This window comes from Dactylosporangium cerinum, assembly GCF_042653625.1.
In the GTDB taxonomy this organism is placed as follows: Bacteria; Actinomycetota; Actinomycetes; order Mycobacteriales; family Micromonosporaceae; genus Dactylosporangium; species Dactylosporangium cerinum.
This window is the reverse complement of the sequence record NZ_JBHSIU010000041.1, coordinates 91487-107602: the sequence shown is the minus strand read 5'-3', so window position 1 is coordinate 107602 and position 16116 is coordinate 91487. Positions and strand designations below refer to the sequence as shown.

8 protein-coding genes and 2 pseudogenes are annotated in these 16116 nt (G+C 68.8%); 1 reads left to right on the top strand and 9 read right to left on the bottom strand.

All coding sequences use genetic code 11. The features are described 5' to 3' along the window. Positions 1-193: 193 nt before the first annotated feature. The gene (locus ACFPIJ_RS29470) at positions 194-2848 is read left to right on the top strand and encodes an AAA family ATPase (protein ID WP_380119573.1); all 2655 of its coding nucleotides are present in this window, start codon (positions 194-196) and stop codon (positions 2846-2848) included. 2 nt (positions 2849-2850) lie between these two features. Here ACFPIJ_RS29470 and ACFPIJ_RS29465 read toward each other — a convergent pair whose 3' ends face one another. The 9 genes and pseudogenes from ACFPIJ_RS29465 to ACFPIJ_RS29425 all read right to left on the bottom strand — a co-directional run bounded on the left by ACFPIJ_RS29465 (position 2851) and on the right by ACFPIJ_RS29425 (position 15921). Next, entirely contained in the window at positions 2851-4284 is a 1434-nt protein-coding gene (locus ACFPIJ_RS29465) for an NF041680 family putative transposase (RefSeq protein WP_380120912.1), read from the bottom strand. Between the two features lie 171 nt (positions 4285-4455). Further along, positions 4456-4776, bottom strand: a pseudogene (locus tag ACFPIJ_RS29460) (transposase); the annotation flags it as partial. A 3-nt stretch (positions 4777-4779) separates the two neighbouring features. Beyond that, a pseudogene (locus ACFPIJ_RS29455) lies at positions 4780-4974 on the bottom strand (ParA family protein); the annotation flags it as partial. Between the two features lie 12 nt (positions 4975-4986). Then, positions 4987-10899, bottom strand: coding sequence for an SAV_2336 N-terminal domain-related protein (locus ACFPIJ_RS29450; protein ID WP_380119571.1), 5913 nt, complete (start codon positions 10897-10899; stop codon positions 4987-4989). Further along, positions 10896-11738, bottom strand: a complete 843-nt coding sequence (locus ACFPIJ_RS29445) for an AAA family ATPase (RefSeq protein ID WP_380119569.1) — start codon at positions 11736-11738, stop codon at positions 10896-10898. The genes ACFPIJ_RS29450 and ACFPIJ_RS29445 overlap by 4 nt, the downstream gene beginning before the upstream one ends. Before the next feature lie 124 nt (positions 11739-11862). Continuing rightward, positions 11863-13896: a trypsin-like peptidase domain-containing protein gene (locus tag ACFPIJ_RS29440; RefSeq protein WP_380119567.1), complete on the bottom strand. Its 2034-nt coding sequence runs from the start codon at positions 13894-13896 to the stop codon at positions 11863-11865. 18 nt (positions 13897-13914) lie between these two features. Beyond that, positions 13915-14238 (bottom strand): trypco2 family protein, encoded by a 324-nt coding sequence (locus tag ACFPIJ_RS29435; protein WP_380119565.1) that lies wholly within the window; start codon positions 14236-14238, stop codon positions 13915-13917. A gap of 200 nt (positions 14239-14438) precedes the next feature. Continuing rightward, entirely contained in the window at positions 14439-15467 is a 1029-nt protein-coding gene (locus ACFPIJ_RS29430; RefSeq protein ID WP_380119563.1) for a tyrosine-type recombinase/integrase, read from the bottom strand. After that, positions 15457-15921, bottom strand: a complete 465-nt coding sequence (locus tag ACFPIJ_RS29425) for an AbrB/MazE/SpoVT family DNA-binding domain-containing protein (protein WP_380119561.1) — start codon at positions 15919-15921, stop codon at positions 15457-15459. The genes ACFPIJ_RS29430 and ACFPIJ_RS29425 overlap by 11 nt, the downstream gene beginning before the upstream one ends. Between the last annotated feature and the right edge of the window lie 195 nt (positions 15922-16116).

The following is a 16116-nucleotide window of genomic DNA, read 5'->3' as shown; positions in this document are numbered from 1 at the left end:
TGTCGGTCGGCCCTCAATGACCGTCCGGTGGCTGAGGAGCCCGCCGTCTATGACGGGGCCCGAAGCACCTGATCGGTATTCCATCTCATCCTTGAACATCACCGACCGTTCGAGCGATATGGGCCGCTGGGACCCAGATGTACCGTCGAGAGTCGCTTGACTTCTGGTTGATCTTCTACGTTCGGGAGATGGTGTGTGGCAGCCTGTTCGCCATGCCCTGACCCTCTCCGTCTCCCGCTTTGCTGACGCACCGGATCTGCCGTTCGCGCCCGCCGCTGCGGCTGAACTGGCATCCGCTCTGGTCTCCCTAGGGTATGCGGCCATCCCGGCGCCGGCTGGTGAGCCGACCGGCGCGGTTTTGGGCGCCGCAGTGCACTCGGCGTTGACCGGCCCGCCCGAGGACGTCGTGATCGTGCATGTGCTTACCCATGGTGAGTTGATAGAGCACACCGGCTCGCTGTATGCGGTGGGCAGCGACGGCAAGCATGAGTCGACCGAGGTGGAGTCGTGGCTCAAGGCCGTTGAGGACTTCCGCGACCGGCCGCTGGTGCTGTTCTTGTTGGACCTCTGTCATGCGGGCACTGCCGCCCGCCTGTCGTGGCAACTGCGGACGGCGGGCGGCGGTGCCCGGGCCTGGGTGCTCGCGGCTGCCGGGCCGGCCGAGGCTGCATTCGGCGGCCGGTTCACCTCCTCGGCCGCGGCGGTACTGCGGAGACTCGCCGAGGGCAGGCTCGGCATCGATCCATCCGTGCGGCATGTGCGCCTGGGCACGATCGTCCAGGCGACTCGGATTGAACTGACCGACCGGCGCCGCGCGGCGGGGGGCTTCGACCAGACCATCATGGCGACGGTGCTCGACCTGGCGGAGGAGCCGGATCTGCCGTTCTTCGTCAATCCTGGATATCGCGAAGATCCTCGGGACCGGCTGCGGGACGCCGTGGACGAGGCTATTCGGCCGTTCCTCGCCGAGGTGGACCCGGCGCTCGACCCGGCGCACTTCGTGGGTCGAGCCCGTGGTCGCAGGCTCGGGCCAGGGGACCCGCTGCTGGGCAGCTTCTGCGGGCGTGGCGAACAGTTGCGCAACCTGGCCGACTGGATGGACGGCGCCGGCGCCGGCACCGGCGCCGGGCTGCATCTGGTGATCGGTAGCGCCGGGACGGGGAAGTCCGCGCTGCTGGGTGTGCTGGTCTGTGCGGCACATCCAGTGTTGTCCGAGCCGACCCGGGGCCTTTGGCACCATGTCGCGGCGGTTCCGTCGGTGAACGACGCGCTGGCGGCGATCCACGCCCGTCAGCGCACGCTCCAGCAGATCATCGAGTCGCTGGCCGCCCAGTTGTTGATGCGCCCGCGCGCGGGCGAGTCGTGGACGGCGGCCGTGCTCATTTCGGAGATGCGCGGCCGGTCGAGCGTGCCGGTCGTGGTGATCGACGCGGTCGACGAGGCTGCGGCGCCGCTGGAACTGGTGAACGATCTTCTCCTGCCGCTCGCCCGGGCCCGCCGGACGGACGGCACGGCGGCGTGCCGCTTGGTGGCGAGCGTGCGGCCGTGGCCGGAGTTCGGCGACCTGGTGCAGTGGGCGCGCCGAGGGCGCACCCTCGTCGATCTTGATGCGATCCCGTCCGGCGAGCTCCGCACCGACCTGCGCGAGTACGTGGCTGGCCTGTTGCGCTCCAGCACTGTCTACCGGCGTTTCGCCTACCGTCAGGTCTGCGGAGCGGTGGCTGCCGCGGTGGCCGAAACGCTCGCTCCCGACGCACTGCCGGACGGCGAACCGCGCTGGGCGCCTTACCTGCTGGCCGGGGTCGTCGTGCAGGAGCTCGTAGACCGGCCGGAGCCGGTGACCGCGGTGGAGACGGCGGTCCGGGTGGCAAAGGCTGTCCCGCTGACGGTGCCGGACCTGCTGGATCGTGACCTGTCCGCGCTCGGCGACCGGCCATGGCTGCGTCCCGCGCTGTCCGCGTTGGCGTTCGGGTACGGCGACGGCATGCCCGCCCGGGTCGTCGCGCTGCTTGCACCCGGTTTCGCCGAGGTTGGCACGGATCCTGCGGGGCCGTCCGGGAACGACATCGCCGACGCGCTCGACAGCGCGTCGTTCTACCTGCGGCGTTCGGTGGACGTGGACGGCACTACCTTGTATCGGCTGTTCCACCACTCCCTGCCGGAGCGGCTGCGTGGAAGGCATCCGGACGGACCGAGCGTCGTCATGCACCGGTTGATGGGCTGGGCGCGCCCAGCCGGATTGCCCGCTCGCTGGGATGCCAGCGAGCCTTACCTGCTGCGGCACGCGATTCAGCATGCCGTCGAGGCGGACGATGTGGATCGGCTCCTATCCGATCCGGAGTTCCTGGTGCACGCCGACCCGGTGACTCTGACTCCGGAACTCGGCAGGGCCGGTGATGATCGGGCGAGAAGGGCCGCCGCGGTGTATCGCGCGGCCCGCCATGACGGAACAACGCGGCCAGCGGTGCGGCGGCGAGTCCTGGCCGTTGAGGCGATACGGCAGCGTGACCCGGAGATGGCACGCCGGTTACGGCCATCCTCGATATGGGAGCCGATCTGGGCTCGCGGCACGCCGCATCCCACTGCAAGCGGCGGCCGGACCACGCCGGTCTGGGCCGTCGCGTTTACGCACGTCGACGGTCGGCCTGTGGTGTCCGCGCAGGTCGAGCATGGGGCGCTGTCGTTCTGGGAGCCGGCGACCGGGAAAGCAGTGGCCGATCCGCTGTTCACCGAGTCGGGCCGCGTACGCACGCTGGCCGGCACCCAGGTTGACGGTCATCCCGTTCTGGTAATCGGCTCCGAGGACGGATCGGTTCGGGCGTGGGACTTCGTACGCCTTAAGCTTTAGTTTTATCCTTTGAGTGCCTGCTTGCGGGCTTTCAGAATGTCCACTGTGGACTTCTTCTTGCCGACTGGGTAGCGGGTTCGTGGGGGCCGGGTGCTGCCCTTGGGACGGCCGGGGCCGGGGGTGGTCGTTTTCGGCCTACTGGCCGGAGTGCCCAGATGCCGGCGCAGGTTACGGAAACCCCGGCGGACCCGTCCAGGGGTCATCGACCGCCCGGCAGGGATCGTCTTCTCCCAGGGACGGCGTAGATCGGTCGTGAGAGTCTTCGCCAGCCGCAGCTGTGCGTGTGCGGCCAGGATCAGCCATGTCCAGCGTTCACCTTGTTGTGGAGTACGGATGTGCGGGGCGGTCCAGCCCAGGCTGGACTTGAGCAGCCGGAAGGTGTGTTCCACATCGAACCGGCGAAGGTAGGTCTTCCACAGCAGGTCAAGGTCGAAGACGGTGCCCGGTGGTGCGGTGTGCCACAGCCACAGGTCTTCCGGCGCCCGGTTGCCGGGCAGACGCTCGACCTGGATGCGGATCACGGTGCCGGCCACGACCGGCAGGACCCCCTCGAAGCCGGTCCAGCCGGCCTGTCTGGACAGTTTCTGGTGCAGCCCGTGCCACGCGCTGACCATCACCTCGCCGTATCGCGGGTTCTGCCCACGCAGCCGCTGAGTGGGTGCCGGAAGCGATGCCGGCTTGGACAGTTCGAAACGGCTGCCGTGTCTCTTGGGCCGGCCCGGGCGGCCGTCCTTGCGCCCCTTGGGTGCCGGTGCGTAGAACACCCGGTCGCTGCGCACCCGACCCAGGACCTGCACACCCAGACCATCGCGTTCGGTGAGATAGGTGATGCGGGTGAGGTCGTATCCGGAGTCGAACGTGAACACCGGCGCGGGCCGCCGCGCGAGCGTCCCGGCCGCGTCCAGGCGGGCGAGCACGTTGCCGATCTGGGCGACGGTCACCACCGTCGCGTCGTCGTCGGGGCCGATACGCACCGCGTCCAGCAGCGCGGTCCACGACGAGGGACCCCACTCCAACCCGGCGGCGAAGGAGAAGGGCCAGCCCGGAATCGTTTTACGGGATCCGTCGCAGCGGCAGGAGGTGTAGCAGTGGCACAGCCCCGCGGAGGTCACCGCGTCCGGCCGTGGCCAGGCCGAGGTATCCACCGCGATCTTCACCGGACCGTCGTCGGCGGGCTGCCACGACGACGCGATCAGCCCAGCCAGCTGTTCAACGTCGAGGTCACCACAAGCCAGCGCGTCATACAACGCCCCATGTCCACGCCGGAACACCTTCTCCTGCGACAGTTCCACCAGGGAGTCCACCGGACCCTCGACGGTCAACACCGCATCCACGAGCTCGAACAACGCGTCCGCGCGTCTGCCGAAACACGCATACAACCCGGCCCGGAACGCGACCAATGCCGCACGACACACCGAGGCATCTGTTGCCACCACGGCCTTCAAACCTGGCATAGTAGGCCCCACGGCCACCCCGCATCCTTCGAAGGTCGGCGGGGCGGATTCATCGATGTGCGCGGATGTAGCGTTCGGTGGGTGTGGTTGTTCCGCCGGGCGCTCCGGCGTGCTCCGTGGCGCTGGTCGGGCCTTGGCGGCGGCTGGTCGGGTTCAGGCGCTGATCGGTGGTGGGTGGATGTGGTCGAAGAGGGTTTGCCACGGCTGTTGCCAGGGCCACCGGTCGGGCAGGTGCAGCGTGACGCGTCTGGCCCGGTGGGCGAGCCGGGCTGGGATGTTGACCAGGTGTCGGCGGATGGTCGCGGCTCTGGCGGTGCTGTAGCGGGGTCCGGTGAGGCAGCCGGCGGCGCGGAGCAGGTTGTGGGCTATCGCGGTCAGGGTGAGCCACGCGGCGTTGGCGGCGAACCGGCCCGACGGCAGGTGGGCGAGAGGCCCGTCGATGACGTCGGCGAAGACCTGCTCGACGACGGCGTGGCCGGCCAGCATGCTGTCGGAGACGAGCGGCCGGAAGAACCGGTGCAGCCCCGGTGACTCCAGGTCCCAGTCGACCACCAGCACCCGGTGCCCGTGCGCGGCGAGGATCCAGGCGATGTTGGCCACAGCCATGGTCCGGCCGGTGCCACCCTTGAACGAGTAGAAGGTGACCACCTGACCGTTGCGGCTTTCCGCTATCTCAGCCACTCTTCACTCGTCGGCGTCAAGGACCCGGATGTTGGGCGCGAACGGGCGGACCCGTTGCTGCTGCCGGCGGGCCGCTTCGTGCCGCTGCACCGCCAGCGCGATCAGCTCGCGCCCGGCGACGCCCACCGGGTCGGGTGGCGCGGAGATCCGCGGCTGGGCGCCCCCGCCGGGCTCCCCGAAGACCTGGAACCGGCGCCACAGCTCGTCGGCGGCCTCCGGCGGGGGCGTGCCGACACGCACCCGCACCACCCAGTCCGGCAGGAGCCGCAGGACAGCCCGCAGGTGCGCCGCGGCGGCGCCGGTCAGGTCCGCGTCCACCAGGAACAGCCCCGGCCGGTCGGCGTACTGCTGCCCGTCCACGTATTCGGTCACATGGACGTCGTGGACGTCGGGGTCGACGAGACCGGCGAGCTGGTCGGCCGCGGCGGCCAGCCGCTCTGAGTCCGACCCGGCGAACCGGGCGATCAGCAAGCCACCGGCCGGGCGGGTCCGCGGCGGGGGCACCGGCCGGATCAGCTCCCCCGGCGGCGGGCGCCCGTCGGCCACCGCGATGATCCACTCGCCGAGGAACGCGAGCACCCGGCGGTAGACGTCCTCGGTCTGCTTGCGCCGGCTCAGCGCGAGGAGCCCGTGCTCGGCGTACTCGGCGACCGGGGGCGCCATCGACGCGGCGTGCGCCAGTTCGGCGGCGCCGCCGTCGCGGGCCGGCTCCCACACCACCGGCAGGATCCGCAGGTCGGCGGCGTCCCCTGCGGCGGCGGTGAACGCGTCCCGCTCGGCCAGGGCCTGCTCGTCGCTGAGGTATCCCTTGGAGTACAGCGCCACGAAGACCCGGGCCCGCTCCAGGGCGCGGCGCACGGCGTCCTCGCGCTGCGGGGCGTTGCAGGAGCGCAGCTCGCCGATCCGCCAGCCGAGGTGCGCCCGGGGCCGCCGGTCGATCTCCCGGACGAGGTCCTGGAACACGGCCGACACCCAGTAGTCCCGGTCCTGTGCGGAGTCCTCGGACCCGTGCCCGTGACTCAGGTAGAAATACACACCGTCGGGCTGCGACCGCGCCTGGGAATCGACCGCCATCACTTCATCGCCAGCCTGCGCGATTTGCAGGTCCATCACCACGAGCCGGGCGGTATCAGTGTCGGGTTCGTCCGGCAGGGTCCGTCCGTCGCTGTCGGTGTCTGGCGAGAGCGGTGCAACGATTGGCTGTTCGAAATCGTTCTGCGCCTCGGCGATGTTGCCGGCCCGCAGTCGATGCGCCGCGAGGTCGATCTCCGACTCGTCGGAAGGCGCTCTCACGGTGGCCGCTGTCGCCGTGCCTTCTGGCCCAATCGTTTCGGGCCTCCCGCTCGCGGCCTCCACAAGATCGAGGAGTGGTATCAAGTCCTCAGTGCGTGCTGCTCCTCGCGGTGCGAATCGGCGGGCCACGACAATCCCGACGACCAAATCGTCGCTAGGGCGCCGAACAGGTGCGCCGGCCATGATTGAGGGGATAGCGGCAGTTCTAGTATCGCCGGTCGCCCCAATGTCTTCGGTGTGTAAGGAGGAATGAGGTTCTGTGCCCAGGAGAGCGCGGTCAATGGTCACCCGAGCACCGGCCGGGATTGAGTCCGTCGCGGCGAAGCCCGCGACCGATGCGTCGAACGGCTGATCGCACCTCATCACCGCAAGATCGGTCCGCTCGTCGACCACAGCTATCCGCGCTGGGATCGGCCGGCTATGATGGTTTAGCGCAGCGACGAAAATATCGGGTGCCAATTCGCTGATGACATGCAAGGCAGTGACCAGGACGCCGGGTCGAGCCTGGAAACAGGTGCCGACAATATTGCCGGCGCTATCGTGGATCCGTCCGAGATATTCTGGAATGTTCTCGGCTCTCGGCGCCGTGGGGGCCTCGTCCCAGAATTCGGTGCGTTGCGGGGGCGGTGGCGCATCGTCGGATGTGACCGGCTGCGTGTGGTCTAGGCGGGCGATGCTTCTCAGCGTCTCGTCGCTAGCGTCGGCCAGTTCGGCCTGGATGTCAGCGAGTTTGTGCCCGTCGGCCTGTCGCCGCTTGAGTGCGACCAACTGGAGAAGGTGTCGGGGGCCGTAGAGCGCGGTGCGTCCGCGCATAGTGGGCCGATCGACCAGACCGATGGTGGTGTACCAGCGGATTGCTCGCGCGTCCGGGACATCCCTGATGCGGCCGTCTGTTCGGTCGCCCTCGCCGAGTGCCGCTGACACCTGAGCCGTCAGTTCGTCCAGCGTCCAGATCGCTTGTGCAGGAGCCCCAAGACGTGCAGCATCATCCGTTTGACCAGCTGCGGCGTACGCAGCGGCCAAAGCGGCCAACACTCTTTCGCGCTCGCCCGGATCGGCAATCCGGCGAGCGAGTGCTTCGCTCTTGTCCAGATCTCCTAGCGCTGCCCACGCGACAGGCAGGGCGGATGGCACGTCTCTGTTGCGACGCTGGATGGCATCCAGCAACCCGGCCAGTTGGCCCAGCGTGATCGAGTCATCTGTCGATCGACTGGGATCGAGTTTCTGCAGGGCCATGATGTCGGCCAGAAGTGCGTCGTCGTTGCCGCCGAGGACCAGCATCCGCTCCTGGCGGTCGCGGTCGAGGACGAGGCTTACAACCGGCGCCACCGCGCCGTCGTCGATGAGGAGCCGAATATAGCCGGTCAGCAGAAATTCCGGGGTATCGGCCGGCCAATGACGCTGCGCGTACTCTGCTGCCCACGCGTCGATCTGCGCTCGATAGGCACGGATGCCATCCTCACCGACGGACTCGACGACAAGTCGCTGAAGCTCCTCGTGGCTTAGCAGGAACTGGGTGGTGTCCGGACGTAAGCGTCCCTCTCTGATGATCAGGACGAGGTCGCTGACGGCATCGGTCAAGTGCTGGTTGACCGTGGCGGCCGGCAAGCCGGTCAGTTCGGTCAGGTCGCGGTGGGACAGTCCGCCATGGGCCGTCGCGATGAGTCCAAGGAGATCGGGCTCGCCCGAGGTGCCCAGAAGCAGTCGCGTCAGCTCACGTTTGGCCGCCAACAGGGTCACCTGGGCATATGGCAGCGGTGAGAGCGCCTTGACGATGAGGGTATCTCTCAGCGGATGATCGCCCGGAACATCGACGGGGAGCGGTAGGTCCTGCCGCGAGGACACGATGATCCGCATCTCGGCGGCCGGGCTGGTGGGCAGGAGCGCCGCGATACTCGACTCATGCCGTCCACCAGGGAGGTAGCTGTCCTCGTCGAGTCCGTCGACCACGAGCACGAGGCGCTGTCCTGCCCGTCGACACAACTTAGCCGCCCGATTAAGCATGTCCCGCAGATACGCGTCGACGGCCGTGCCGGTCAGCGGCGCTGGAATCGGTTCTCCCGCCATCTTGGCAATCTGTTCGAGAACAGTTTCGGTGTAGGCGGAGGCGCTGTCGTGCCCCGCAAGGCGGGCGGAAGTGAAGAACGAGACGATCAGCACGCCGGGCGGTGGATGGCACACGAAATGGGCGAGCAGCGCAGTCTTTCCTACCCCCCCTGGGCCTTGCAGCCACAGGTAACGCGATTGTGAGTCGGCGGAGGTGCAGAAGGCGGCGAGGTCGGCGAGGTCATCTTCGCGACCGACAAGTGGATCTGGCGCGAGTCGTTTGATGGTTTGCAGGTACGTTGGCGTCACAGCGGGAATGGCGGACCGGGTGAAGTGCGCCGGCAGCGACCGCCCGCCGAGGCCGGCGGTGACCAGCTCTGCCTGCTGTGATCCAGCTGCGTGGAGCCTTGTGTTGAGGCCTTGCATCAACTCGTCAAGGCCTAGGTGCGCCGATGTCGCGGGCCCCTCCAGCCAAGACCTGACGGTGGCCGAGAGCGTACGGGGAAAGGTGTTGATAAAGGTGTCAGAGTCCGGTCCCGTTGTCGCTATCGCCGCGAACGACGGCACGGAGGCGGCCTGCGCTGCTACGGCGAGTTTCCTCGTCGCCGTTGCGGCAAAGTCGGCGTCGACGATGACCAGGTTGCGGCTCACGATAGAGCCCCCGAACAGCAGGGTCGTGAGGTCCGTGACCGCGATGGTCCCGGGTCCGCTGCCGTCGATCCGTGCGTTGGATAAGAGGAAGCGGAATTCGCCTTCGACGAGGCCGCTGTGACCGAACAGGTAGAGTACGACCACGTCGGTTGGGCGGCGATCGGGATCCCTGTAAAATCGCGCCATCGCCTCGAGCGCCGCGTCATGGGTGACGAATCCCGTGGCTGTGACAGCGAGTGCATAGCCCAACGACTGAAAAAGTTCGGAGATCTCCGCTGCCATGGCTCGTGCGGGAAGCGGTCGGAGGCCCGGGGCGTATTCGTCTGCGGCGAACAGCAGCAGGTAGCGACGGACGTCGCTGGCGGTGTCCCGGCCGACGTCGGATGGAGTAGCGGCGGTGGTATCAGCGGGCTCGCTGAGGTCGAGGCCGAGCCGCAGCGCCATCCGGCGACCCATCGCCGCGAAGGGCACCAGCTCGCTGTCGAGGGAGATGGCTCCATCCGGGTCGACCACCACCGCGCGTACCGCGTCACCCGTGCCGGCATTGCGTTCGATGTACCCCGTCAGCAGCTCGTAAGTATCCCATTCCTGGGTGATCGTCGTGCCGCGATAGAGCAGGTCGGCTACTCCCGGCAGAAACCTCAGCAGCAAGGTGCCGGGGCCGGGCTTCTCCGGCAGCTTCTCGAGCAGGCCGCTGACCAGCAACTCGGCCACGTGGCTAGTCGCGGGATCGGGGACCAGGTATTTGTGGAGCACCCGAATCAACGGCAACGACAGCAATGGTGCTCCGGCCAGGACGCGGGCGAGTCGCTGCGCACCGTCGCTGGCCCGCATCTCGAAGGCGCTGACCCGGTCTGCGGCGGTCAGGTCCGCGTCGGTCGCCGTGCCGACGACCGGGCGTGGCGGACGCGCCCAGATCGCCTCAGTCCAGGTGCTGCCGCCGACAACCGCGTGGGTCCATTGCATGATCGCGTTCGATTCGAGGGCGATCACCGGGACGGGAAGGTCGGCGGGGGACACGTCGTCGTCGCTCCACCAGGCGGCTCGGACTTCCAGCGACGCGTTGGGTTCGGCCGGTCGCCGGCACCGGATGACGGCGCCGGGCCGGCCGAATGCCGTGTAGCCCCAGTAGGACGTGGGCAGCAGGTGCACCAGGGTGGTCGGCATCGCCCGTGCCCATCGTCGCAGGATCTGCCACATCCCGCTCTGGTACCACTCGTCGGCTGTGCCGTCGCTCAGCATCAGCACGAGCCGTCGGCCGGCCGGGTCAACGATTTGGTCGGCGTGGTGGATGACGCCGGCACTGTCCAGGAGCGGCGGTTCGCCGGCCGAGGTCCGTGCGGAACGGTCCAGCGACCAGCGGGTGACGTTGCGGAAGGCGCCTGTGCGGCGCAGGGTCGCCTCCAGTTCGTCGACCGCTTCGGCCCACACCAGCGCCACCGGGGTCTGATCCACGACGATCGCCGCGTCGAGGCCGCGCTCGCGGCCGGGCCGTGTAACGACGACGAGCCGCCGGGCATCCGCGGTCGCCTCCACGGTCGCGTCGACGTCGACGACGGGTGATCCCGACCGGTGGACGCGACGGAACTGTGACAGCGCGGTCGCAGTGGTGGGAGCCGTCGACAGCGTCACCGGTAGCCGGAGACCGACCTCCGTCACCCGCACCCCATTGTCGCCGAACGGATCCGCCTCCTGCGCGGGCAGCGCGAGATCAGCGCCCGCGGGTGAGCCGCCGGGTTGTCCAGCTGGCGCCGCCACGTCGGCGTCGTTCGTCGCCGCCGCCGTGATGCTGTCCTCGGGTGCAAGGGCAGCTGCGGGATCAGCCGGTTCGGTCCACCGCGCCGCCAGCCATACCGCCTCGGCGAGCTGCTCGGCGTCGAGTTCGGTCAACGCCGATGCGAGGACGCGGGCGAGCCGATCGATCACCGGCCGCTCAGCTCCTCCAGCAGCGTGTTCTCCAACCGTTCCCGGGTAGTCGCGTCGATGCCGTGGTCGGCCGTGACCAGGAACAGGTAGTTCAGCAGCTGATCGACAGCGAGCCGTTCCCCGGAGACGAGGCGCTGGGCGAACTCGGCGATCTTCTTGCGGTCCTTGCCTTTGACCTTGTCCAGGTACCCGTCGACCACGCTCTCAAGGAAGGGTACCGTCGGTGTCGCCATCTCGAACCGGACGCAGCGCCGTAGAAACGGTGCCGGGAACGTCCGCTCCCCGTTGCTCGTCATGATGATCACCGGCCAGTGGGTGCGGCGTACTACGCCATCGTCCACCGTGTACATGCGCCGATCGGCGCCACGGACCTGCTGCAGGACCGGCCCGTCGGCGCCTTCTCTGGTGGCGCGTGCCGCTCGGACGAGGGGCGGTATGTCGAACTCGCCTTCCTCAAGGACGTTGAGCAGGTCACTGGGCAGGTCGAAGTCGCTTTTGTCGATCTCGTCGATAAGGACGGCGCGGGGTTTGTCCCGACTGGCGAGCGCGGTGCCGAGCGGCCCCAGGGTTACGTAGTCCTCGGGTCGTAGCGCGCTGGCGTCCTCGCCCGAGCGGATCTGGGTAGCGTGCAGCCGCCCGAGGGCGTCGTACTGGAACAATCCATCGGCCAGTGCGCTGCGCGAGGTGATGTACCACTTGAGCGGATCCCCCAGAGCCAGCTCGGCCGCGACCAGGCTGACCAAGGTTGACTTTCCCGATCCGGGAGCGCCGGTGAGTAGCAGCGGCCGCCGCAGGTGCAGGGCGGCGTTGACCGCGTCGAGGAGGTCGTCGGTGACCACGAAGCGAGTGATCGCCACGTCGCGCTGACGCCACGGGGGCGGGTCCGGCAGGCGTTGCCAGGCATCATCTGTCGAGCTGGCCTGGTCGCTCCCGGTGAAAATGCGCCACGTCACGCCGGTCTCCTCACGTCGCCCGCGTCGAAATGTGTTCAGCCGCCATCGAGGAAGGCAGTGCGAACTCATCCTCGCGTCCGCGAGGGTCGTCCCATATGACCATGCGTCGGTCCGTGCATCCAGGAAGTTCGTCCGGTATCACGATCCGGCGCGCGGCGGCTGGGATCCGTGCGACGGCCCTGGTGATCACGCGCCGACGACCCGAGTACGTGGCTTCCGGGAACCAGATCAGGAAGCAGTAGCCCGCCTTGAGTAGGGCACGCAACGGGTCCGACTGTGCGGCGGCCGGATTGCGGCCGATCAGCCAGGCGTGCTCCGTGTCGTTGCGGATCCACTGGTGCAGGCGGGGCTCGTTGGCGAGCACGGCCTCCGTCAGCGGCTTGGGCATGGTGGTCCAGCTGGATCGCGCTGTGCGCTCCACGCACCGGCCTCGCAGGTGGAGGTCGTGGAGACGCTGAGACCACCGCAACCGTGCACGGTGGCGGTCGTGCAGCGACTCCGATGGGTCGTCGGCTGGGAACAACGGCCAATGCTCGATTCCAGCATCGAGAAGCCCGGCCGGCACAGCTAGATCCACCAGCAGCAGGTGTACCGGTGGCAGCGCCGCGATAATGGTTCTGAGCGCGTCTGCCAGCCCGTCCTTCGTCGGCGAGGCGCGCTTCTCGCCGGAAAGTTTGGTCGTCGTCGTTCCCTGTCGGGTGATGTACGTCCAGGCGATCCGTGCAGGCCACGGTGGCGTACCCGGCCTACCCGCGGCCGTCCCCGGCCAGGGTTCCTTGCCCAGATCGACGAGCAGCCAGGCCCGTGCGCCGAGCTGATCCTGGTAGCGCCACTGCGCGTCGGCCACCTGATAGCCGAGCGAACCGAGCCACGCCGCCAGCTTGGGATGATTGTTCGGCGGCATCGACCGGGCGGCGGCGACTCCGATGACGAACCTGGCAAGGGCTCCCAGGACGCCTGTCGTCCGGTCGCGCCGCTCGCGTTCCTCCACCTCGGCGGCCTGGACCAGCAACGCATCGGCCGAACCGTCCTCCGGCCAGGCGCCGATCTCGCGGCGATAGATCACTTGCAGCTGTGCGAGGCCGAGCTGGTCGATTCCCAGGTCGGCGAGCACGGCCTTCGCCTCGACCGCACGGCGGAGCGCCGGCACGAGTTCCCTCATCCGGGGTGCACTTTGCGCAACGACGATCTGGGACAGGGCCACCACCGTCCATCGTGCCGGCGGGGTGAGCCCGGCGGACTCGAACGTCGCACGGAAGCGTTCCATTGCTTCGGGGGAGAGTTCGACGTCGGGCGCGACGGCAACGTCCGGTGATCGTTGCGGCAGGACCGCCACGTCGGCGATTCCGGTCACCCCCAGACGGCCCCACCAGGTGGCGGGATTGTGCACGCCGGGCCCCCACAGTGGGTATTCCGGATCATGTTCGAGCAGGCTGATGGGCGCCATGGTGATCGTCGACTGCCCTTCCCGCAGGGCGTGCTCGATCACCACACCCAGCAGCTTCCCTCCGGTGATGACCGGCCCTCCGGACATGCCGGACCATGACGACTCGGCCAGCGCACCATCCTCCGGGCGCAGTGGACGCGGCGAGTCCCGCACCAGGACACTCGCGAGCCCGGAGACCAACTTCGACAGCATCGGAACCTCGCCCACCGCGTCGGCGATCTCGCGGACCGCCGCCGGTGACGGCCGTTCGGCAAACCATGGATAACCGTAGGCATGGCATTGGACCGCGGCCTCGACCGAGCTCCGCCGATCGAGGCGGGCCAGCCGCAACGCGGGAAAGTCCATCGCCGGGTCGCTGATCTCGATGAGCGCCAGATCCGGCGCCGGCCCATGCTCCTGCCCAATGAAACGAGTGTCGATCGACGCGTCACGCAGCACCTTCTTGGCGGTGCGGACACGTACCGTCACGCCGCCGGCGACGACATGGGCGGCGGTGAGCACCGTACGACCGGCCACGATGCATCCAGACCCGTACCGGTATCGAGGCTCGACGCCCTCGCCGGCGTCGACGATTACTTCGACGAACCGATCCGCCAATGGCACATCCAATCTCGACTACCCCTTGAGCTCGTTACCCGAGCCGGCAACCTTGACCGGTTGGCCGGCGCGATTGACAGGGCCGCCGAACACCACGGTGACCTTCTGCTCCTCAGCACGCTGCCGGCTACCACCGCCGCCCAGTTCGACCTCGACGATCGGCACCTTGAACCCCGCCTTGCCCTCGGCCGACCGCGTCGCCGTCACGGTCAGCTCAACCGTCATCGACTCGACCGGAAGCTGAATGTCGCTACCTGCCCCCTTCGCACGGGCCTCCAGCAGCTCGTCACGCAACGCCGCGATCGCCTCCGCCAGCCCGATACCGTCCGAAGGACGCGCCATACGATCAGCCTCCCAGTCACCGTCAGTGCGGCGACATTAGCGCTCTGACGGACAGCCATGCATCAGTCTCACAGGCGACATGAGATCGTCTTTGCTCCATATCTGTGAGTTGGCACTCCTGCGGCCCGCAGCGCGGTCCCGCAGCGCGGTCCCGCACCGACGGGGCGGAATGCGGCGACGCAGGCGTGTTCAAGGCCGCGCTAGACCACCGGTTGGCCGTCGTCGGGCTGTGCGAGCGGATGCGCCTGGCCGGTCATCGCGGCCAGGGCGGCGGCGACAGCTTGAAGGTCGGCGCGGATGTAGGTGGTGGTCGCTGGGCCGGTGGTGTCGGTGTGGCCGGCGTAGGCCCGGGCGGTGCCGTACCCGAAGTGCCGTTCGACCCAGGTGAGCGTGGTGTGGCGCAGCCAGTGGGCGGTGATGCCCTGGTCGGCGACCCAGGGCAGGTGCCGGCCGATGCGGCGCCAGAGTTCGTCGTAGCGGCGGCTGGTCAAGGCGCGACCGTTGCGGTACCGCAGCAGCGGATCGGTGGGCAGCACCGCGCCGCGGACCGTGGCGTGCTGGACGAGGCTGGCGGCGAGGTCGAGGCTGATCGGCTGCCAGCGCACCGTGCCGCCCTTCTCCCGCAGCTGCAGCAGGCCGCGGTCGGCATCGAGGTCCTGTAGGCGCAGCGCGAGGGCGCCGGCGCGCCGGCAAGCAGTTTCGGTGTGCAGGCGCAGCAGGAGTGCGTCGAGGATGGTGTCGTTGCCGGTGGTGCGGGCGACGAGGTTGATGTCGTTCAGTTCGGCCGGGGTGAGTGCCCGCCGGGTGGTGGGCAGCCGTCGGGGCTTGTGGACTCGGTGGGCTGGGCTGTCTGCACCGTCGATGAGGCCGTCGGCAATGGCGACGTTGTAGAAGGCGCGGGCGGCGGCGATGAGCAGTTCGCCGGCGTGGCGGCCGCCGCGGCTGTTGCGCCGGGCCCGGGCATTGCCGACGACGCGTCGCTGGAGTGCCTGGATGTCGCTCGCGGAGACGGCGTCGATGGCGAGGTCGCCCCAGGCTGTGGTCATGCGTTGCCAGTAGCTGCGGTAGGCGCCTAGCGCGCCCGGACCGGCCGCGGCGAGCACTTGCGGGAGGTAGGCGTCGAACGTCGGCAGTGCCGGTCGGGCGTCGTTTTGTAGATCGGCGAGGGTGACGCCGAGCTCGGCCAGGGCTGTCCAGGCGGCGTCGAGCCGCTCGCGGTCAGCCGTCATCGCCTTGGGCGAATTGGTCGGCCAGCAGGCGGGCGACGGTTCGGGCCGGGTACACCAGCAGTAGGTCATGGGTGGGGTCGGCGACAAGGACGACGACGTCGCCGGCGGTGAGGTTGCACAGCTGCCGGACCGGCGCCGGGATGGCCAGGAGGCCGGTGGCGCCGATGGTGTGGCGCGCGGCCGGGTCGGAGGTCGCTGTGACGGCGCTGTGTGCGATGTCGAACTGGATGCGGTGCCCTGGTGGCCAGCCGAGCTGGTGCAGCAGTGCGCGGGCCGAGATCCGGCCGGACGGGTCGAGCCGACCGACGTCGAGGTGCGCCTCGACCTGGTCAGGCCCGGTGCGAGGTGCTGGCAGCAGGGGCAGGGGTGGCCGTGGCGGGCGGGCGCGGGGGAGTGGTGCGGGGATGAGCGCCGCGATCATCTGCTCGGCCGGGGCCGGTCTGCTGCGCGGCACGCGGGTCATCGTCGCCGCCGGAGCGGGGCCTGCACATGCTGAAACCCGACCGGGTGATCACCCGGTCGGTGCGGTTGCTGGGATGCTATGAGTACGTCGATCTTGGTAAACATTCACCAAGACCAGTGTCGAAGGGGGGATTAACCCCCGCCCATAGCATCCCTGCCCGAGGCGGGGATTCATGCGTTTATGGTA

Coding starts and splice junctions, on each gene's coding strand:
- ACFPIJ_RS29435 (WP_380119565.1), bottom strand. CDS start 14,238: ATGGCGCGTCCTTCGGACGGTATCGGGCTGGCGGAGGCGATCGCGGCG.
- ACFPIJ_RS29430 (WP_380119563.1), bottom strand. CDS start 15,467: ATGACGGCTGACCGCGAGCGGCTCGACGCCGCCTGGACAGCCCTGGCC.